20 protein-coding genes are annotated in these 20734 nt (G+C 62.0%); 14 read left to right on the top strand and 6 right to left on the bottom strand.

The window, feature by feature from the left end; all coding sequences use genetic code 11:
- Position 1: 1 nt before the first annotated feature.
- The 5 genes from lepB to rpoZ form a co-directional block, all read right to left on the bottom strand.
- A complete protein-coding gene (gene lepB / locus AC1DWF_RS02845) occupies positions 2-748 on the bottom strand; it encodes a signal peptidase I (protein ID WP_476787467.1) in 747 nt (248 codons plus the stop codon).
- 77 nt (positions 749-825) lie between these two features.
- A complete protein-coding gene (gene acpS, locus AC1DWF_RS02850; RefSeq protein ID WP_476787468.1) occupies positions 826-1242 on the bottom strand; it encodes a holo-ACP synthase in 417 nt (138 codons plus the stop codon).
- A gap of 97 nt (positions 1243-1339) precedes the next feature.
- On the bottom strand, positions 1340-1918 hold the full coding sequence (pyrE, locus tag AC1DWF_RS02855; RefSeq protein ID WP_476786281.1) for an orotate phosphoribosyltransferase: 579 nt from the start codon (positions 1916-1918) through the stop codon (positions 1340-1342).
- 36 nt (positions 1919-1954) lie between these two features.
- Positions 1955-4180, bottom strand: a complete 2226-nt coding sequence (locus AC1DWF_RS02860) for a RelA/SpoT family protein (RefSeq protein WP_476786282.1) — start codon at positions 4178-4180, stop codon at positions 1955-1957.
- A 270-nt stretch (positions 4181-4450) separates the two neighbouring features.
- The gene (gene rpoZ / locus AC1DWF_RS02865) at positions 4451-4846 is read right to left on the bottom strand and encodes a DNA-directed RNA polymerase subunit omega (RefSeq protein WP_476786283.1); all 396 of its coding nucleotides are present in this window, start codon (positions 4844-4846) and stop codon (positions 4451-4453) included.
- Positions 4847-5124: 278 nt separating this feature from the next.
- Between rpoZ and AC1DWF_RS02870 the strand changes: the two genes are divergently transcribed.
- Positions 5125-5706, top strand: coding sequence for a LabA-like NYN domain-containing protein (locus AC1DWF_RS02870; protein WP_476785869.1), 582 nt, complete (start codon positions 5125-5127; stop codon positions 5704-5706).
- Entirely contained in the window at positions 5706-6371 is a 666-nt protein-coding gene (locus tag AC1DWF_RS02875; protein ID WP_476785870.1) for a uracil-DNA glycosylase, read from the top strand. The genes AC1DWF_RS02870 and AC1DWF_RS02875 overlap by 1 nt, the downstream gene beginning before the upstream one ends.
- A gap of 44 nt (positions 6372-6415) precedes the next feature.
- On the opposite strand, the gene AC1DWF_RS02880 is transcribed toward AC1DWF_RS02875, so the two are convergent.
- The gene (locus tag AC1DWF_RS02880) at positions 6416-8152 is read right to left on the bottom strand and encodes a hybrid sensor histidine kinase/response regulator (RefSeq protein WP_476787469.1); all 1737 of its coding nucleotides are present in this window, start codon (positions 8150-8152) and stop codon (positions 6416-6418) included.
- A 128-nt stretch (positions 8153-8280) separates the two neighbouring features.
- Between AC1DWF_RS02880 and AC1DWF_RS02885 the strand changes: the two genes are divergently transcribed.
- The 12 genes from AC1DWF_RS02885 to AC1DWF_RS02940 all read left to right on the top strand — a co-directional run bounded on the left by AC1DWF_RS02885 (position 8281) and on the right by AC1DWF_RS02940 (position 20302).
- The gene (locus AC1DWF_RS02885) at positions 8281-8940 is read left to right on the top strand and encodes a response regulator (protein WP_476785872.1); all 660 of its coding nucleotides are present in this window, start codon (positions 8281-8283) and stop codon (positions 8938-8940) included.
- 165 nt (positions 8941-9105) lie between these two features.
- Positions 9106-9726, top strand: a complete 621-nt coding sequence (locus AC1DWF_RS02890) for a LysE family translocator (RefSeq protein WP_476841437.1) — start codon at positions 9106-9108, stop codon at positions 9724-9726.
- A 135-nt stretch (positions 9727-9861) separates the two neighbouring features.
- The gene (locus tag AC1DWF_RS02895) at positions 9862-10443 is read left to right on the top strand and encodes a DoxX family protein (RefSeq protein ID WP_476841438.1); all 582 of its coding nucleotides are present in this window, start codon (positions 9862-9864) and stop codon (positions 10441-10443) included.
- Between the two features lie 516 nt (positions 10444-10959).
- Positions 10960-12498: an ABC transporter substrate-binding protein gene (locus AC1DWF_RS02900; RefSeq protein WP_476787472.1), complete on the top strand. Its 1539-nt coding sequence runs from the start codon at positions 10960-10962 to the stop codon at positions 12496-12498.
- Positions 12499-12646: 148 nt separating this feature from the next.
- Positions 12647-13588 carry an ABC transporter permease gene (locus tag AC1DWF_RS02905; protein WP_476783792.1) on the top strand — a complete coding sequence of 314 codons (942 nt, stop codon included), beginning with the start codon at positions 12647-12649 and terminating at the stop codon, positions 13586-13588.
- The gene (locus tag AC1DWF_RS02910) at positions 13588-14451 is read left to right on the top strand and encodes an ABC transporter permease (protein WP_476783791.1); all 864 of its coding nucleotides are present in this window, start codon (positions 13588-13590) and stop codon (positions 14449-14451) included. The genes AC1DWF_RS02905 and AC1DWF_RS02910 overlap by 1 nt, the downstream gene beginning before the upstream one ends.
- A gap of 6 nt (positions 14452-14457) precedes the next feature.
- Positions 14458-15681, top strand: coding sequence for an amidohydrolase/deacetylase family metallohydrolase (locus tag AC1DWF_RS02915; protein ID WP_476783790.1), 1224 nt, complete (start codon positions 14458-14460; stop codon positions 15679-15681).
- An 8-nt stretch (positions 15682-15689) separates the two neighbouring features.
- Complete coding sequence (locus AC1DWF_RS02920) at positions 15690-16697, top strand: ABC transporter ATP-binding protein (protein WP_476783793.1); 1008 nt, start codon at positions 15690-15692, stop codon at positions 16695-16697.
- 8 nt (positions 16698-16705) lie between these two features.
- Positions 16706-17683: an ABC transporter ATP-binding protein gene (locus tag AC1DWF_RS02925; protein WP_476787473.1), complete on the top strand. Its 978-nt coding sequence runs from the start codon at positions 16706-16708 to the stop codon at positions 17681-17683.
- A gap of 13 nt (positions 17684-17696) precedes the next feature.
- Positions 17697-18188 (top strand): RidA family protein, encoded by a 492-nt coding sequence (locus tag AC1DWF_RS02930; protein ID WP_476783788.1) that lies wholly within the window; start codon positions 17697-17699, stop codon positions 18186-18188.
- A gap of 11 nt (positions 18189-18199) precedes the next feature.
- On the top strand, positions 18200-19423 hold the full coding sequence (locus tag AC1DWF_RS02935) for an aminotransferase class V-fold PLP-dependent enzyme (protein ID WP_476787474.1): 1224 nt from the start codon (positions 18200-18202) through the stop codon (positions 19421-19423).
- Positions 19424-19480: 57 nt separating this feature from the next.
- Positions 19481-20302: an IclR family transcriptional regulator gene (locus AC1DWF_RS02940; protein ID WP_476783786.1), complete on the top strand. Its 822-nt coding sequence runs from the start codon at positions 19481-19483 to the stop codon at positions 20300-20302.
- Positions 20303-20734 lie beyond the last annotated feature (432 nt).

Below are 20734 nucleotides of genomic sequence, written 5' to 3' on the forward strand. Positions count from 1 at the left end.
CCTATCGGACGAAGTTGAACAGGCGCGAGCCGCGCATCTCGGTCGGCCACTTCCAGATTTCCAGCGGGCTTGCGCCATCGGCGATCGAGAAGAAGATGATGTTGGCGCGGCCGACAAGGTTCTCGGCCGGCACGAAACCGACGTTAAAGCGGCTGTCGGTCGAGTTGTCGCGGTTGTCGCCCATCATGAAGAAATGGCCTTCGGGCACGAGGAACTCACGCGTGTTGTCGCCGATCGAATCCGGCGTCAGGTCCAGCGTGTCATAGGAAACGCCGTTCGGCAGGGTCTCGCGATAGACGTCGACCGGACGGTTGACCTCGGTGATATCGGGATTGTCGATCTGGCCTACCTTTTCGCGCGGCACTGCGGTGCCGTTGATATAGAGCTGGCCGTCCTTCATCTGGATGCGGTCGCCGGGCAGGCCGACGACGCGCTTGATGTAGTCGAGCGAAGGATTGGGCGGGAACTTGAAGACAACGACGTCGCCACGCTCGGGGTCGGAGCCGAAGATACGGCCCGAAAACAGGTTGGGCGACAAAGGCAGCGAATAGCGCGAAAAGCCATAGGCCCATTTGGTGACGAACAGGTAATCGCCCTCGAGCAGCGTCGGCCGCATCGAGCCGGACGGGATCGAGAACGGCTGGAACAGCAGCGTCCTGATCACCAAAGCAAGCAGCAGCGCCTGGACGATGACGCTGACGGTTTCGCCAAGCCCGCCGGACTTCTTCTGTTTTTCAGCCACGCTCATATCGTCCTCGATTGTAGGTCGCGATGGGTATAAGGGCTCGCCGTCGCGGGGGCAATGTCTCAGCCGCCGCCAAAACCCTAAGATAGTGGCGGTTGTTCGACGGGCACGGCCTCGATGATCACAAAGGCTTGCGCGAGCGGAAAATCGTCAGTGATTGTCAGGTGAACCACTGCGCGATGTCCTGCGGGCAACATGGTTGCCAGGCGCTTGGCGGCCCCGCCGGTCAGTTCCATGGTCGGCCGGCCGCCCGGCATGTTGAGCACGCCCATCTCGCGCCAGAACACACCTTCGGCAATGCCGCAGCCCAGTGCCTTGGAGCATGCCTCCTTGGCGGCGAAACGCTTGGCGTAGGATGCAATGCGCCCACGGCGGCCCTCGGCGCGCGCCTGCTCGACCTCGGTGAAGATGCGCTGGATAAAGCGCTCGCCATGGCGGGCAATCGATTTTTCGATCCGCCTTATGTCGATCAGGTCGCTGCCGATGCCGAGGATCATTTTTTCCCCTCCAGGCGGCCAAGCTGAAGCTGCCGATCTCCCCCCATGCGGGGGAGATGGCCGGCAGGCCAGAGGGGGGTGACCGGGCTCACCACTCCTAAATATTCCGGCTGCCCGGCTTGATCGCCGGGATCGCCGCCAGTTCCGGCGGCAGATTGTCGGCCGGATAGGCGGGCACCTCGTATTCGGCGAGCGCGATCAAAGGCACGCCGACATCGGACTTGCCGGCCGAACGGTCGATGATGCAGGCGGCAGCCACAACCTCGGCGCCGAGTTCGCGCAGGCACGCGATGGTCTCGCGGATCGAAAGACCAGTGGTGACGATGTCCTCGACGATGACGACGCGGGCGCCCTTTTCGATCTCGAAGCGGCGCAACCGGAAGGTGCCCTGCTCGCGCTCGACCCAGATCGCCGGCACCTTGAGATGCCTTGATGTCTCGTAGGCCGGGATCAGCCCGCCGATCGCGGGGCCTACGACGTAGTCGATATCGCCCTTCACCTCGGCGCGGATCTTTTCGGCCAGCGCCTTGCAAAGTGTTTCGGTCTTGTCGGCATGCATGAACACCCGCGCCTTTTGCAGGAACACCGGGCTGCGCAAGCCGGACGTCAGGATGAAATGCCCTTCCAGCACCGCACCCGCCGAACGGAAAATGTCCAGAACTTCGCTCGTCTGCATCTTTGTCTTTCCTGACGTCAGCCCAGCGCACTGCCCCTAGCCGTTGACGCGGCGGGCATCGCTGACGCTGGAGTTGTCCTTGAGCTGGGAGATCAGCCGGTTCAAGTGCTTCAAATCCCAGACTTCGAGATCGAGCAGCATTTCGGTGAAATCGGGGGCTGTGCGTATCATCGACAGCGTATGGATGTTGGCGTCGTTGGCCGCCACCACCTGGGCAATGTCGGCGAGCGAGCCCGGCGCGTTGATCGCCGTCACCGAAAGCCGCGCCGGAAAGCGCTCCTTCGAGCCCTCGTCGAGGTCCCAGCGCACGTCGATCCAGCGCTCAGGCTGATCGTCGAAGGCCATCAGCGACGGCGACTGGATCGGATAGATGGTGATGCCCGAGCCGGGCTGCATGATGCCGACGATGCGGTCGCCGGGCACGGCCCCTTCGGGTGCAAAGCGTACCGGCAGGTCGCCGCCGACACCACGGATTGGCACGGCAGCCCCTTGCGCCTTGCTTTCCTTGCGCTGCGCCGACGAACGGCCAGGGATCTGGAACAGCATGCCGGCGGCATTGCGGATCTTCGACCAGCCTTCCTCGCGCGGCTTCGGCGGGTGGGTGACGCGCTCTTCCTTGTAGTCGGGGAAGACAGCGCGGACGACATCATTTGACGCCAGCTCGCCGCGGCCGACAGACGCCAGCACATCCTCGATGTCCTTGCGCGCCAGCCGGTGCAGCACAGACTTCAAACTGTCCTTGGAGAACTTCTTGCCGGCACGCTCGAAGGTACGTTCGAGGATGCGGGTACCCAGCCCCGAATACTGCTTGCGGATGGCGTTCTTGGTCGCCCTGCGGATCGCCGAGCGCGCCTTGCCGGTGACCACGATCGATTCCCACGCCGCCGGCGGCACCTGGGCCTTGGAGCGGATGATCTCGACCTCGTCGCCGTTCTTGAGCTCGGTCACCAGCGGCATCACCCGACCGTTGACCTTGGCGCCGACGCAGGTGTCGCCGACATCGGTATGCACCGCATAGGCAAAATCGATCGGCGTAGCCCCGCGCGGCAGGGCGATCAGCATGCCCTTGGGGGTGAAGCAGAAGACCTGGTCCTGGAACAGCTCGAGCTTGGTGTTTTCGAGGAAATCCTCGGAGTCGCCATCGGCGAGCTGCTCGATCGTCCGCCTGAGCCAGGCATAGGCGTTGGTTTCCTTAGAGATTGAGTGGCCAGCACCGTTGGTCTTGGTGACGTTGTCCTTGTAGATCGAGTGCGCCGCGACACCGTATTCGGCGATCCTGTTCATCTCGCGGGTGCGGATCTGCAGCTCGATGCGCTGGCGCGAGGGGCCGACGATGGTGGTGTGGATCGAGCGATAATCGTTTTGCTTGGGCGTCGAGATGTAATCCTTGAAGCGCCCCGGCACCATCGACCAGGTGGTGTGGATCGCGCCCAGCGCGCGATAGCAATCGGCAACGGAGTCGACGACCACGCGGAAGCCGAAAATGTCTGACAGCTGCTCGAACGACAGCGCCTTGGTCTCCATCTTGCGGAACACCGACCACGGCTTCTTCTGCCGGCTCGTCACATCAGCCTTGATGTCATATTTCTCGAACTGCGCCGACAGCGCCTTTTCGATGTCGACGAGCACACCCTTGCTGCGCTCGGACATTTCGGCCAGCCGCTCGGTGACGGTGCGGTAGGCCTCCGGATTGATGTAGCGGAAAGCGAGCTCTTCCAGCTCCTCGCGCATGCCCTGCATGCCCATGCGGCCGGCCAGCGGCGCATAGATGTCCATCGTCTCTTCGGCGATGCGCAGGCGCTTGCCCTCGGGCACATGGTGCAGCGTGCGCATGTTGTGCAAACGGTCGGCGAGCTTGACCAAAAGCACGCGCACGTCTTCGGAGATCGCCAGCAAAAGCTTGCGCAGGTTTTCCGCCTGCTCGGCCTTCTTGGAAACGAGGTCGAGTTTCTTGAGCTTGGTCAGCCCCTCGACCAGCTTGCCGATGTCGGGACCGAACAGCTCGTCGATCTCGTCGCGGGTCGCGCTGGTGTCTTCGATCGTGTCGTGCAGCAGGGCGACCGCGATCGTCGCCTCGTCGAGATGCATGTCGGTGAGGATCGCCGCCACTTCAAGCGGGTGCGAAAAATACGGATCGCCCGACGCACGCTTCTGATGGCCATGCTTTTGCATGGCGTAGACATAGGCCTTGTTGAGCAGCGCCTCGTTGACGTCAGGCTTGTAGCGCTGGACGCGCTCGACAAGCTCATACTGACGCATCATGGGCAGCTTCCTGGAACTCGAAATGAATCATGCGCCGCAAGGGCTTGCGACGCATGTGATAGATAACCACTGATGTGGCGGCGCGGAAGTGCCCGTTGGCCGGTTTGGCGCGCGTTTTGACGCGACGCGAGACCTTTTTGAGAATTCGCCCTGCCGAGTCAGATGGCGTGGCTTTCAAGAACCGGAGCGGAGCGGACTTTCGGGTCCGTGAGCACCGGAAGCGCAGAAAGCCGCGTCAGGTGGCCGGCAGGGTAGAATTCTCAACAGGTCTCAGTAGTCGTCGCTCTTTTCGGGAGCGACAAGGCTCTCGATGCCGGCGAGCAGGTCTTCTTCCGACATGCGGTCGAAGTTGATGTTTTCTTCGGCTTCGTTGCTGTCGACGGCGGAAGCGGTGGCCTGGTCGGCGGGCTCGGGAGCCTCGGGCTCCGGCTCGTCGATTTCGACATGCTTCTGCATCGAATGGATCAGGTCTTCCTTGAGATCGTCGGGCGAAAGCATTTCTTCAGCGATTTCGCGCAGCGCAACGACCGGGTTCTTGTCGTTGTCGCGAGGAAGCGTGATCTGGGCGCCCTGCGAGATCTGGCGGGCGCGATGACCGGCGAGCAGAACGAGCTCAAAGCGGTTGTCGACCTTGTCAATGCAGTCTTCAACGGTTACGCGGGCCATGAAGTGCCCCTTTCATGCATGGATTTGACGGAAAGCTAGCGCGTGCCTTAACCTGAAAGGCCGCGCAATTCAAGCATGAAGCCTGCACTGCCCGTGAAGTGACGAAATCCTGGCATCCATCCACCCATGATTTATTTACTGCCCCGCTACTCTCCCCCTCTTGGAATGACTCGCAGCGGGCGATATTTCCCACATTGGGGCAAGACATTGATTTGGGGGGAACGGGCGCTCGGTTCAGCGTATTTGGCGACAGCCTATTTCAACAAGGATATTTTCCTATGTTTGATCCTCGCGAGAAAATCGCACTTTTTATCGACGGCGCCAATCTCTACGCGACGTCCCGCGCTCTCGGCTTCGACATCGACTACCGCAAATTGCTTTCCAGCTTCCAGAAGCGCGGCTATCTGCTGCGCGCCTATTACTACACGGCGCTCGTCGAGGATCAGGAATACTCCTCGATCCGCCCGCTGATCGACTGGCTCGACTATAACGGCTTCAAGGTCGTCACCAAGCCGGCCAAGGAGTTCACTGACGCCACCGGCCGGCGCAAGATCAAGGGCAACATGGACATCGAGCTGACTGTCGATGCCCTCGAACTCGCCGATGTCGTCGACCACTATGTCATCTTCTCGGGCGACGGCGATTTCCGCACGCTCGTCGAAGCGTTGCAGCGCCGTGGCCGCAAGGTCTCGGTGATCTCGACCATGGCCTCGCAACCGCCAATGATTTCAGACGATCTGCGCCGCCAGGCCGACCATTTCATCGATCTTGTGACACTCAAAGCCGAGATCGGTCGCGAGCCCTCCGAGCGACCGGTCCGCAAGGTCGACCCGGTCGAACCGACGCCAGAAGACATTTGATGCACAGTCCCCGGTCTGCGCTCCCGGTCGATCCCGACCGGGATTGCCCGCTCTGCCCTCGCCTGCATGATTTCATCGCCAGCTGGCGGCAGCGCGAGCCGGGCTGGTACAACGCGCCCGTACGTTCCTTCCTGCCACCGGAGGGCGAAGACGCCGTGCGTTTCCTGATCGTCGGGCTGGCGCCGGGCGTTCGCGGAGCAAACCGCACCGGCCGCCCCTTCACCGGCGACTATGCCGGCGAGTTGCTCTACTCAACGCTCAAGCGTTTCGGCATGGCGCGCGGCGAGTTCGAAGCGCGGCCGGACGACAGCCTGGAATTGATCGGCACGGCCATCACCAACGCCGTGCGCTGCGTGCCGCCTGACAACAAGCCGGTGGGCGCCGAGATCAACACCTGCCGCACCTTCCTGGTGCCGACGATTGCGCGCTTTCCCAACCTGAAAGCGATCCTGACGCTCGGCTCGATCGGCCATCAGTCGACGGTACGTGCACTCGGCGCACGAGTAGCTGCCGTACCTTTCAAGCATGGTGCCCGTCACGATGTCGGCAATCTCGCGGTGTTTTCGAGCTACCATTGCTCGCGCTACAACACCAACACCGGTGTCTTGACGGAACAAATGTTCGTCAATGTTTTCCGTGATGTAGCCGAATACCTGGAGAAATAACGCCTTCGCAGACGAGCTGGAAGCCGGCTTGCCTCGTTTCGTCCTCAATCCAAGGCGGCGGCAATCGCTTCACGAAGCTCCTCACCGGTGATCGGTTTGTGAAGAATCCGGTTCCCGCTGGCGCTCACCTCTTGCAACCGCGATGGCGAAGTGTCGCCAGTGACAATGAGGGCTGGAACGACGCGACCAATATAGGCGCAAAGAACCTGTATTGCGTCCAGGCCGGTGGCGCCATGGGCCAGGCGGTAGTCGGAGATGATCAGATCGACCGGCGCGTTGCCGTGCCTGCTGGCCTGTAGATGGATTTTTTGCACCTCTTTGGCAGATCTGCCTGCGTAGACACGATGACCATCCAGTTTAAGCAACTGCACCATGGCATCGAGAACGTCTCCTTCGTCTTCCACCACCATGACGCCTGCGGCCATAGCGTTGGTGGGTATCTCTGCGCGGGACAGAAGAGACGTCGTTACGGCTCGAGGAACCGCAACAGAAAACATCGAACCGCGCCCGAGCGCGGACGTCAGCTTCAGCGGGTGTTTAAGCAACTCGGCGGTGCGGCGAACAATAGCGAGACCTAGCCCAAGGCCCTGGGTACGATCCCGCCCAGGGTTTTGCAGCTGCACGAACTCCTCGAAAACCGTAACCTGCTGATCAATAGGAATACCAGGGCCGGTGTCCAGGACCTGGATTTCCACCAAATCGCCGCGCCGGCGGCAACCCAGCAGAACTCCACCCTCCTTGGTATAGCGAAAAGCGTTCGATAGCAGGTTGTTGAGGATTCGCTTGAGCATCATCGGGTCACTTTCGACGGACAGGTCGCTGTCGATCGCCCGCCATTGAAGACCACGCTGTTTCGCCTCCGCAGCAAATTCGTCCCGGAAATTGCTGAAAAGCTCGCGCAACTCCACCGCTTCTTTTGAAACGGTGACAATACCGGCGTCGAGCTTGGAGATATCGAGCAACGCGTTCAGGAGCCCGCTCAGGTCGCCAATGATGGATTTCGCCCTGCCTGCCAGGTCGAGAGCCTGGCTGGACGGTACGTCGCCGCGCTGCCCGAGCACTGCGACGGTCGAAACTAGCAGGCTCAGGGCATGGATCGGCTGGCGCAGATCATGGCTGGCTGCCGCCAGAAAACGTGTCTTGGCGCGATCCGCGGCCTGCGCACGGTCACGCTCTTCTTGCAGGTGCTCGACGAGCCTTTCATTTTCCAAGCGCAAGCCAATGGTCTCGCGCAGCATGCGGTAGGCGACGCGGCCATAGTAGAAATTGATGACCACAAGGGACACGAGCAGGAACAGGAATCCGGCGGAAATGCTGCTTCCGGTTGTCATGACGCGCGCGGCGACAGGCAAAACCGTGGCGAGGATCGAACCGACCAGTGCGGGCGGAAAAGCCGAAAGCGACGGCACCGTGCCGCAGACGAGGCCGGTCAGCACGACGACCGTGAAAGAAAGCAACAGAGGCTCTTCAGGAAGGAAACCTACCCAACCGAATATGCCCCACAGCAGGCCCGAGACTGAGGAAAATCCAGCTGCGAGCCATGCCCACCGCAAGATAGATGCCGAATCGCGCGTGCGGCTGAAAAAGCGGCGGGACGCGACCACGCGAATGGCCGTCAGCAGATAAAGCGCACCGAGCCAGCCGGCCAGCCAAGTCGTGGAAATGCCGCTGCTCAAGACATATACGGCCGCGAGAGAAATGACGACGTTGGAGATGACGACGCCATAGGAGTTGCGATACAGAAGCTCGACGAGAGCCTGTCGAATCTTGTCTTCCTGCATCGGCCCCTCCAAATGCCAGACAAAGATCATCCAGCGTCCTTCCCAAGGAGTGTTGATCTAAAGGAAATTTGTTTCCCATACGTTGGCAATCATGGAACGTGCACCGCTGCCTCATGAATGGTGATCAGATGAACCGCCCCCTCACCATCATCATCGCCGACGACCACGCCATTGTGCGCGAGGGGTTGAAGCTACTGATCTCGACGATGGAGAACATGTCGGTCGTGGCAGAAGCAGCCGACGGCGAAGCTCTGCTGGAGCTCATAAGAAACATGCGCGCCAACCTTTTGATCCTCGATCTCGGCATGCCGGGCGTTGCTGGGCTCCAGTTCATTGCCGACATAAAGGCACTGGCGCCTCGCATGAAAATTCTGGTCCTGACAGCGAATATCGAACCGAGAACGGTACGCGCTGCCCTTTTGGCCGGCGCCAGTGCTTACCTGACCAAGGACGGCAATCCCGAGGAACTCGGTGCGGCCATCGAAGCAGTCAGGAAGGGGGAGACCTACCTGGCGCAAACCGTTCGCTTTGCGATCAGCGAGCCGACCCGAAACAGCAGGCCATCGGCAGCGCAGGAAATCCTCTCGCCGGTCCCGCTGACCCGGCGGGAGCGAGAAATCCTGATGCTGGTGGCGCAAGGACTGACTGCCCGTGAAATCGCGGAGCGGTTGGGCATCAGCCCGGCGACGGCGCGCAAGCATCGCGAAAACCTGATGGGCAAGCTCAATCTCCATAGTGCCGCCGAACTGACCGCCTATGCGGTGCGCTTGGGAATGCCCACGACATGACACCGGCGCGCCGCGTCCGCAGCCGCAATCCCGTGTAAATATCTGCTTAACCAATAATAGATTAGCCAAAACCGAGCGCGATCCAAATACGGCATCTGCCGTATGTCTTCTGCCGTGAGCCGAGCCTATTCCTCCCCCCGTCTGGATCGTCTGGGAGGAACCTTGATGACGTCGTTGGAGTTGTGGATTCCGTTCGCTGTCGCAACGCTTGCATTCGCATGCATGCCTGGGCCGGCGATATTGTACATGACCGCCCAGACCGCCGCCCTTGGCCGCAGGGCCGGATTGATGGCCGCGCTTGGCGTTCATATTGGCTGCTATGCCCACATCATCGCTGCCGCCATCGGCCTCGCCTCGCTGATGGAGCAAGCGCCGATGGCCTATGCGGCCATCAGGCTTGCCGGCGCGGCCTATCTGGTATGGCTCGGCCTCACCATGTTCCTTGGCTGGAGCAAGACCGCCAATGAAGCAGGAAGTCGAGCTTCAAACACTTTGCGCGACAGCATCGTGGTGGAGGTCCTCAATCCCAAGACGGCGCTGTTTTTCCTGACCTTTCTTCCGCAGTTCGTCGACCCGGCTGCCGCTTTTCCGCTTTGGCTGCAGTTCGTGAYGCTCGGCATTCTCGTCAATCTCGTCTTTTCCATCGCCGATTTGGCAGCAGTCGGCATCGCCTCGCTCACCCTTGCCCGCTTTGCTTCGGGCGGAGCCGGCTGGATGGTCCCCAAGGCCTGCGGTTCGATCCTCATTGGCCTTGGTCTGGCGCTCGTCAGCCAGCAGATGATGTGACCTTTTCCAATCGTGCATTGGTATGATCGTGTTGCTCGCAAAGATTGTTGGGCCGTTGACACAGGTCAATGTCGTTTTGGTTCATTGTGCTCAATTGAAAACGCAAACCGCTACAGGAACTGGAGCCATGAAACCATGAGCAGTGCCCCGAATTCACACAGTTCATCTGCCCGGCTAGTCATTCCAGCGCTTGCCGCCCTTTACGAAAAAGTTGCCCAGCCGCTGAGCTGGGTGGTTCTTCGCGTGGTCGTGGGGCGCGCGCTGATGGTCGAGGGATGGCCGAAAATTCTGGCACCCTTCGCGCAGACCGGCTTTGTCGAGAGTGTTGGCTTCTACCCCGGCTGGCTCTGGTCGCCATTGCTTGCCGCGATGCAGTTCTTCGGCGGAATAGCGCTTGCGATCGGCTTCATGACACGTCCGGTCGCCCTCGCAAATGCTGTCATGTTGGCCATAACCTGGTGGTTCCACTACACACATCCTTACGGTGACGCCTTCCTCACCCAGGCTGGAATCGACGCCTTGAAGGCGGGTGKCGATACGCTTTTCACGCCAGATGGCGTCAAGAGATTGGCAGACGGCGGCACAGCCCTCTTGCATCAGGTGCAAGACAAGGCGGAATTCCTGTCAGCTATCTGGGCCGTCGCGGTCATGTTGTTTGCGGGATTTGGCGGAGGACCGCTCTCTGTGGAACGTACCCTTCTCAAGCGCGAGTTCTAGGACACGCTGCGACGCACGATCTGATCGTCGCTCGCAATGCGGGCGACGAACTTGCACCATTTGACCTGCCGCAATGGCAGGCGCGATGGACCTTGAAGAATTCGCCCACGGCCCGTTTCGGCCCGCGTGCCTCTGTGCCTCCCCAAGAATTCGCTCTCGCAGCTTCCCTGGCTGTTCAGCGTGCGCTGCCTGCCCGACGCGCTCATTCTCAACAGCGACCGCAGCGCTGACATCGTTCTGGCGCGTACCCGGATGGGGTAACCCAGTCCCTTCCAGGACTGGCGTGGAGGCGCCGCATCGCCAGCGTGGGGCGGCGCCTGTGCTTGCAAATGCAGAAACTTTTCCCTTCGGCGCACCGGGCCAGCGCGGGGTTTTGCACAGCTTGCGGCATCGCATTGATCGACATGACGAAGTCTTGCCCACCTCCGCTTGACGAAACCCGATACCGGTGAGATAGTAATCCATAACTAAGACATAGATTACATAGTAATGTAACAACCGGGAAGGGGACCAAACATGAAACACATGACAAAAATCGCCATTTCGCTGGCCGCGATGTTGCTGCCGGCGACAGGCGTTGCGTGGGGGCAGTCCAAGGGTGGGGTGATCGACGTCGCCACCATCGGCGAGCCGCCGACTCTCGATCCAATGGCTTCCACCGCCGACCTGGTGGGCATCGTCACCCAGCACATCTACGAAACGCTCTATACCTTCGATAAGGATTGGGGTGTCACCCCGCTGCTCGCCGCCGACATGCCGCAGATTTCGGCCGACGGCATGACCTACACGATCGCGCTGCGCACCGGCATCAAGTTCCACGACGGCTCGGACATGAATTCCGCCGACGTGGTCGCTTCGCTGCAGCGTTGGATGAAGGTCGCGACGCGCGGCAAGCAGACCGCCGAGACCGTGAGCGCCGTCGAAGCCGTCGATGACAACACCATCAAGATCACCCTCAACAAGCCGTTCGCGCCGCTGCTTTCGCTGCTGTCGCTGAACAATGCCGCTGCCATCATCATCCCGTCGGAAGTTGCCGGACAGGATCCGTTGACCAGCTTCGTTGGCACCGGCCCCTATATGCTGAAGGAGCGCAAGCCCGACCAGTTCATCCAGCTCGCCCGCTTCGACGGCTACAAGTCGCGCGACGGCGAATCGAACGGCTATGGCGGCGCCCGCAAGCAGTATCTCGACGAGATCCGCTTCGTGCCTGTGCCCGATCCGAACACCCGCATCGAAGGCGCGGTGTCTGGCCAATTTACCTATGTCGACTCTCTGCCGGTGGAATCCTTCGACAAGATTTCGGGCGGCAAGACCGCGCCCGTCCTGCTGAAGCCGTTCGGCTGGCCGGTKTTCTTCATGAACACCAAGGAAGGGCTGAACTCCGACATCAAGATCCGCAAGGCGATCCAGGCAGCGCTCGCACCCAAGGACATGATGCTTGCGGCGTTCGGTTCGGAAGATTTCTTCTCCATCGACGGCGCCATGTATCCAGAAGGCTACAAGTGGCACAGCGAAACCGGCACCGAGCCCTACAAGCCCGAGGGCGACACCGCAGCTGCTGCAGCCCTGCTCAAGGAAGCGGGTTATGACGGCTCCAAGCCGCTGCGCATCCTGACCAGCCGCCAGTACGAATTCCACTACAAGCTGGCGCAGGTCGCAGCAGAATATCTGAAGGCCGCGGGCTTCAAGGTGCAGCTGGATGTGGTCGAATGGGCAACTCTGACCAAGAACCGCACCGATGCGGCCTTGTGGGACATCTACATCACCCACAGCCCGTTCCTGCCCGAGCCATCTTTGACCGGTTTCATGTCCGATACAGCGCCAGGCTGGTGGGTTTCCGACAAGAAGCGTGAGGTTCTCGGCGCTTTCAACGCGGAATCCGACCCGGCAAAGCGTCTCGCCTTGTGGCCAGCCGTGCAGCAGGTCGTCTACGACGAGGTTCCTGCCTTCAAGGTCGGCAATTTCAACGCGCTCGCCGCCCAGGCACCCAATCTGAAGGGTGTGACGCCGGCCCCGTGGCCCTACTTCTGGAATGCTTATCTCGAAGCCAAGTGACGGACTTCCACTGCCGTCGAAAGCTGGCGGCCTGATGTTGCTCCCTCTCCGGCCGTTTGCCGCCACCTCTCCCCCCGTTCGAAGGGGGAGAGGAAGAGCCACGTCGTTGCCGCCAGAAATGTAATCGAAGCCAGGACGTGAAAAGACAATGCTGCGTTCGATCATCAACAGACTGTTCGGCATGATCGTCGTTATGGCGATCGTCGTGACGATCGTCTTTGTCATCGTCCGCGTGACGCCCGGCGATCCCGCCGCTGTCATGCTTGGCCCCGAGGCCACCGCCGCGGATATCGCAGAACTGCGCACCAAGCTCGGTCTCGACGGCTCCATTGTCGAACAGTTCGGGCACTACGTCTTCGGTGTTGTGCAGGGCGATTTCGGCCAGTCGATCTTCCTCAACCAGCCGGTCACCGAAGCACTTGCACAGCGCGCCGAACCGACCTTCTTCCTGACCATCTTTTCGCTGTTGATCGCCACCGCTATCGCACTGCCGGTCGGTATTCTGTCGGCCTACTGGCGCGGCTCGATTTTCGACCAGGTGGCAACGACCGTCGCCATGTTTGCCGCCAGCATTCCTAGCTTCTGGCTTGGCCTTTTGCTGATGCAGTTTTTCGCCGTGAAACTCGGCTGGTTCAACACCTCGGGTTATGGTGGGCCAGGCGCCTCGCTCGGCGAGCGACTCAACCATCTGGTGCTGCCGGCATTGGCGCTCGGCCTCGTCAGCTCGGCGCTGATCACCCGCTTCACCCGCGCCTCGATGCTCGACGTGCTGAATGACGACTACGTCCGCACCGCCCGCTCCAAAGGCATGAGCGAGTGGCGCGTCGTGCTGAAACATGCCTTCAAAAACGCCCTGATCCCGATCCTCACCGTGCTCGGGCTGACCGCGGCACTGCTGATCTCCGGTGCGGTGGTGACCGAGACGGTGTTCGGCCTGCCGGGCGTCGGCAATCTCGTTGTTTCAGCCGTGCTGCGCCGCGACTATCCCGTCATCCAGGGCGCGCTGCTGGTGATCGCCGGGCTCTATGTTCTGGTGAATTTCGGCATCGACATGCTCTATCTGCTGGTCGACCCAAGGGTGCGCTACTGATGGCCGCGATCTCCACTCCATTGCAGGTTGAACCCGGCCTGCTGTCACGCCTGATCACCCGGCGGACCTCGCTGATCGGCCTCATCGTCCTCGCCATTCTTGCGGCCGCGGCGATCCTGGCACCCCTGATCGCGCCCTATTCGTCGACCAAGCTGTCGATCGCCAACCGGCTGCATGCGCCCAGCTTGCAGTTCCTGTTCGGCACCGACGATCTCGGCCGCGACGTCTTCACCCGCATGCTCTATGCGGCGCAGGTTTCGCTCTCAGTCGGCTTCGCCGTGGTCGTGCTGGCCTCGGTCATCGGCATCGTTCTGGGGCTCACGTCCGGTTTCTTCCGCAAGGCGGACGCGCCGGTCTCCCGCCTCATCGACGCCATGATGGCCTTCCCGGATATCCTGCTCGCCATCGCGCTGGTCGCGGCACTGGGTGCTTCCGCCACCAATGTCATCATCGCGCTCGGCATCGTCTACGCACCGCGCCTGGCGCGTGTCGTGCGGGCCTCGACTTTGGTCATCCGCGAACTGCCCTATGTCGAGGCGGCACGCGCGCTTGGCGTGCCGACGCCGGTGATCCTGGTGCGCCACGTGCTGCGCAACGTCACCTCGCCGCTTCTGGTCCAGGGCACCTTCATCTTCGCCAACGCCATTCTGGCGGAAGCTGGCCTCTCTTTCCTCGGCGTCGGCATTTCGCCCGATGTTCCGACCTGGGGCACCATGATCAGCGTCGGCCGCCAATATATGGATCAGGCGCCGTGGATCATGATGTATCCCGGCGGCGCCATCGTCATCACCGTTCTGTCGCTGCAACTGGTCGGCGACGGGCTGCGCGACCTCCTCGACCCGCGCCTGGCAAAGGACATCTAGAGCGACATGATCGGCAATCGTTTCCCCAAGGCCGAACGGCCACTGCTCATCAAGGGTGCGAAGCCCATCGGCTTCGGCAAGGCATTCGACCAGCCTGTCGATATCCTGATCGGCACGGACGGGCGCATCGCCGATATCGGCGGATCGATCGCCGCCAGTGACGATGCCCGCACGCTCGACGCCAAGGGCGCCTGGATGTCGCCGGGATGGACCGACATCCACGTCCATGTCTGGTATGGCGGCACCGACATTTCGCTGAGACCCGCGCAATGCGGCGCAGCACACGGCGTCACCACCATGGTCGATGCCGGTTCGGCCGGCGAAGCCAATTTCCACGGCCTGCGCGAATTCATCATCGAGCCGGCCCAAGAAAACATCTACGCCTTCCTCAATCTCGGCTCGATCGGGCTGGTCGCCTGCAACCGGGTCAGCGAACTGAGCGACATACGTTCGATCGACTTCGACCGCATCATCGCCACCGTCGAAGCCAACCGCGATGTCATCGTCGGGCTGAAGATACGCGCCAGCCATGTCATAACAGGCGGCTGGGACCTGACACCGGTCAAGCTCGGCAAGAAGCTCGGCCGCATCCTCAAGCTGCCGATCATGGTGCATGTCGGCGAGCCGCCGCCCCTATACGACGACGTGCTCGGCCTGCTCACCGAAGGCGACATCGTCACCCACTGCTTCAACGGCAAGGCCGGCAGCTCGATCCTCGAGGACGAAGACCTCTACCGGCTGGCCGAACAGGCAGCCGCGCGCGGCATCGTGCTCGATGTCGGCCATGGCGGCGCCTCGTTCTCCTTCGACGTCGCCAAGGCCGCGCTCGAGCGCGGCCTGCCGCCGAAGACTATCTCGACCGACCTGCACAACCGCTCGATCGACCGCTCGGTGTGGGACATGGCAACGACGATGTCGAAGCTGCTGTCGCTCGGCATGAAGATGGAAGACGTGGTGACCGCCTCGACGACGGCGCCGCGCCGCGCCATCGGGCTGGCAGCAGACGGGCTGCTGGAAAAGGGCAAGCCGGCCGAATTCACGCTGTTCGACGTCGTCGACGCCGACGTGACCGTGAAGGATTCGCAAGGGGCCACCAGCACTTTGCACCGCATGTTCGAGCCGCGCCACGCCATCCTCGGTGCCGAGCCTGTCGTCGCGCATCGCTACATGCCGCCGGCGCGCGGCGGCACCGAGCCACACGCCTGTCCTCATTGCGGATGGAATTCATGACCGGAGAGATCGCGCCCGACACCATCATGTCCGTACAGGATTTGAAGACCTGGTTCGTGACCAAGCGCTTCACGGCCAAGGCTGTCGACGGCGTGACCTTCGACCTCAAGCGCGGCCAGACACTGGCCGTGGTCGGCGAATCCGGGTCCGGAAAATCGGTGACCAGCCTGTCGATCATGGGGCTTTTGTCGAAGCCGGGCGCGATCGCCGGCGGCAAGGTCCTGTTCCGCGACCGCAAGGAACAGGTGCACGACCTGGCCGCCTTCGCACCGAAGGAGTTCCGCAAGATCCGCGGCAAGGAGATCGCCATGATCTTCCAGGAGCCGATGACCAGCCTCAACCCGCTCTACACTGTCGGCGACCAGATCGGCGAGATGATCGCGCTGCACGAGCCCGTCAACCGGCGGGAAGCGCGCAGCCGGGCGCTCGCCATGCTGAAGCATGTCGAGATACCGGACGCGGCCTCGCGTCTCGACGACTACCCCCACCAGATGTCCGGCGGCATGCGCCAGCGCGTGATGATTGCCATGGCACTGGCCTGCAGCCCTTCGCTGTTGATCGCCGACGAGCCGACAACAGCACTCGACGTCACCATCCAGGCCCAGATCCTCGATCTTCTGCGCCGCCTGCAGGCCGAGTTCGGCATGTCGATCCTGTTCATCACCCACAATCTCGGCGTCGTCGCCGAAATCGCCCATGACGTCGTCGTCATGTATGGCGGCCGCGTCGTCGAACAGGCGCCGGTCAACGACCTTTTTGCCCATCAGCGGCATCCCTATACCAAGGGCCTGCTCGCCTGCACGCCGAATGCCGCGCGCGATATCGATGCGTCAGGCGAGCGCCATGCGCTTTATTCGATCCCCGGCAGCGTCCCGCCGATCACATCGCTTCCGCCGGGCTGCGCCTTCGAGCCGCGTTGCGAATATGCGGTTGAGGCCTGCCGCGCAGCGCCGCCGGCGCTGGTCACCGCCGGGCGCGCCGGCTTCTCGCGTTGCATCAGGAGCGCCGAATTATGAGCGTCCCCATGCCAGAATCCCAAGACGCCAAGCCGCTGCTCAGCGTCCAGGGCCTGACCAAGCATTTCCCGGCCCGCAACGGCCGTATCGTCCATGCCGTCGAAGACGTCAGTTTCGATGTCTGGCGCGGTTCGACGGTTGGTCTGGTCGGCGAATCCGGCTCAGGCAAGACGACGGCGGGCCGCTCGGTGCTGCGGCTTGTCGAGCCCACTGGCGGCAAGGCGATCTTCGACGGCGTCGACCTGTTCACGCTGTCGCCCCGCGAGATGCGCGCCTATCGCCAGCGCCTCCAGATCGTCTTCCAGGACCCGTTCTCCAGCCTCAACCCGCGCATGCGCATTTCAGCGATCATCAGCGAGGCGCTCGACGCGCGCGGTTTTCCGCGCGGCAAGGCGCGCGCTGAGCGCATCGCCGAACTTTTGACGCTTGTCGGCCTGTCGCCGGACCACGCCACACGTTATCCGCATGAATTCTCCGGCGGCCAGCGTCAGCGCATCGGCATTGCGCGTGCACTTGCGGTGGAGCCGGAATTCGTCGTCGCCGACGAGCCGGTCTCCGCACTCGACGTGTCGGTGCAAGCGCAGGTGCTCAACCTGCTCGGCGAATTGCAAAAGAAGCTCGGGCTGACGCTGCTGTTCATCGCGCACGACCTGTCGGTTGTCGAATATCTCTGCGACGAGGTCGTGGTGATGTATCTCGGCCGCGTCATGGAGCGCGGCCCGAGCAAAACCGTCTACGCGGCCCCCCGCCACCCCTACACCAGGGCGCTGCTTGCAACCGCACCGGTGCCCGATCCGACGCGCCGCCGTACCCATGTTCCCTTGCAGGGCGACATCCCGAGCCCGATCAACCCGCCGTCGGGCTGCGTCTTCCGCACCCGCTGCCCGGAAGCGATCGCCGCCTGCGCCGAAATCATCCCGCCGGTCGAGCATGTCGGTGGCGGGCACCATGTGGCCTGTATCCGCCACAGCGAACCAACTGCCTGACTGGAGTACGCATATGACCTTTTCCGAGGCTTTGAAGCGTCCGGAAAACACGCCCTACGACCGGCTCAAGGCGCTTGGAATTACGCTTCCAGGAGCGCCACCGCCGATCGCCAATTTCGTTACCCATGTGCAGGAGGGCAAGCTTCTGTTCTTGTCCGGCCAGGGTCCGACCGAAGGCGACGGCCGCCTGCATACCGGCAAGGTCGGCGCCGATGTGAACGTGGAAGCAGCCTATGGGCATGCACGGCTGACAGGCATCAATTTGATCGCCGTCATGCAGGCCGCTCTTGGCGATCTCAACCGCGTGCGGCGTGTGGTAAAGCTGCTCGGCATGGTCAATGCGACGCCCGACTTCGCCGATCATCCCTCGGTGATCAACGGCTGCTCCGATCTCTTCATCGAAGTGTTCGGGCAAAGCGGCGTCCACGCGCGCTCGGCGGTGGGCCACGGCTCCCTGCCCGGCCAGATCACCGTGGAAATCGAAGCCATCGTGGCGATTGATTAAGGTTTCATGAGATGAATATTCAAAACAAGAACGCCACGCCGAAAGACGATATCCGCAGCCGCCTCGGCTTGAGGCCGGTGATCAACGTCTCCGGCACCATGACCTCGCTTGGCGCATCGATCGTGGTGCCGCAGGCCGTCGAGGCTGTCTCGGCGATCCTCAGCGAATTCGTCGAGCTCGGCGATCTGCAGCGCCGCGCCAGTGCCGTGATCGCCGACCTGACCGGTGCTGAAGCAGGCTTCATCACCGCTTCCTGCTCGGCAGCGATYAGTCTCGCGGTTGCGGCCGCCATGACCGGGCCCGACCTCGCCGCGATCGAACGCCTGCCAGACACGACCGGCCTCAAGGACGAGGTGCTCATCCAGTCCGGCCATTTGGTGAGCTACGGCGCGCCGGTCGATCAGGCGATCCGCCTCACCGGTGCCAAGGTCGTGCCGGTCGGCCAGGCGACGAGCGCCTCGGCCTACCAGCTGCGCGGCGCCATCACCGATCGTACCGCATGCGCGGTCTATGTCGTATCGCATCACGTCGTCGACTACGGGCAGATCCCACTGAAGGTGTTCGCCGCCATCGCCCATGAACGCGGCGTGCCTGTCATCGTCGATGCGGCATCCGAATATGATCTGGCCGGCTTCCTCGCCGATGGCGCCGATCTGGTGCTCTATTCCGGCCACAAATTCCTCGGCGGCCCCACCTCCGGCATCGTCGCCGGGCCAAAGGAAAAGGTGCGCGACGTCTACCTGCAGAACCGTGGCATCGGCCGCGGCATGAAGGTCGGCAAGGAAGGCATCGTCGGCACGCTGGCCGCCCTTCAGGCCTGGAAGACCCGCGACCATGACGGTATTCGTGCCCGCGAGCGGAAGGCCCTCGACTGCTGGGTCGAGGCACTGGATGGAAGGGCCGGCATCACCGCCACGATCACTGCGGATCCGACCAACAATCCGCTCGATCGGCTGATGATTTCGGTCAATCCGGCTGAAGCTCGCATCACGGCCTGGGACCTGGCCGACAGGATGGGGACCGGGGACCGTCCGGTGATCGTGCGCGACCATGAGGTCGAACACGGCTATTTCTATCTCGATCCCTGCAACCTGCATCCTGGTGAGGAATTCGTCGTGGCGGAGCGGCTTGCCGAGGAACTTGACCGCGCGTGCGGCTCCAACGAGATCATCGCCACGCCGTTCGATGAAAGGCTGCTGGCGCGCGAGGCTGCGATCCTCAAATGGCCGGATTGACCTGTTCGMGCGCGTGCGGACACCCTACAATGCTTTCGACACAAATTCTGGATTCCCATGCCGAAAACTGTTGCAAAGCAAGACGATAGCCCCGCCGGCAGCGCTGAACCGCGCCGCTCGCGCACCAGCGGCATCGACCGGGCACTGCAGATTCTCGATTATCTGCAGATAGCGGAGCGGCCGGCAACGGCTTACGAAATCGCCCGCGACATCGGGGCACCGCTGTCGACGATCTACGTGATCGTCGACGACCTCGTCGAGAAGGAGCTGCTCGACCGCCACGATGGCGGCCTGTTGTGGCTTGGACCACGCCTCTATCACTACGGCCTGACCTATGCCCGCACGCTCGACCTGCTCAACGTGGCGGTCCAGGAGATGCACGAGCTTGCCTCGAATTCGGGCGAAACGATCCAGATTTGCGGCCGCGACGGCGACCAGATGGTCGTCCTTGCCATGCAGGAGGGCAAGGACCATTTCCAAGTCACCTCGCGCGTCGGCACGCGCAGCCCGCTCAACTGGACTGCGTCGGGCCGCATGCTGATCGGCCATCTGCCGGAAGCCGAGCGCCGCGAGATATTCGCCCGCTCGGCAACAGTCTCGCCAACAGGCCGCGCCGAAACCGACAAGGACGTCCTGGCCAAAACTGCTGCGGCCGCATTGGAAGAGGGCCTGTCGATCCAGGCCGGCGAGTCCGATTTCTCCGTGGCCTGCATTGCCGCTCCGGTCTGCGACAACCAGGGCGCCTGCCGCGCGACGATCTCGATCGTCGTGCCTGACATCAAGCTGAGACAGAAGAACCCCGACCTGATCGCGCTGGTGAAGGCAAGCGCTCGACGCATCGAGGCGCGGCTCGGCTGGCAGTCCAGTCGGTCGCAATGACAGTTTGCCCTTGCCAGGTGGCGCACTTATCCGGCCACCTCCCCGTCTGGGGCCAGTTTCATTCCGATTGAATCGGAATGCGACCCTATCCTTTTTGGCAGCATGATCTTTTTGCGAAAACCAGTTCCCCGGGATCGAGTTCCAGGGGGCCAGTCGAGCGTGGCACGCCGTCGGATCAGAGTTGGCCCGACTTGTCCAAACAGCCTTCGCGGCCTCGTTAAATGGATAGCGATTTTTCGATCGTCAGCGTCGTGCTCATGGTGGATAGAATAATAAAATTGACATTGCCGCCTGGAGAAGCTATCTAATATTTGTCGATATTTGCTTGTTTGATTTTTGTTATTGCACAATGACACTGTGCGTCGACGAACTTCCCTTCAAATAAAATCGCGATGTAACCCGCCGTGCAGTCGCATGGCGGTCGATTAATAT

The organism is Aminobacter sp. P4_D5, from assembly GCF_056401815.1.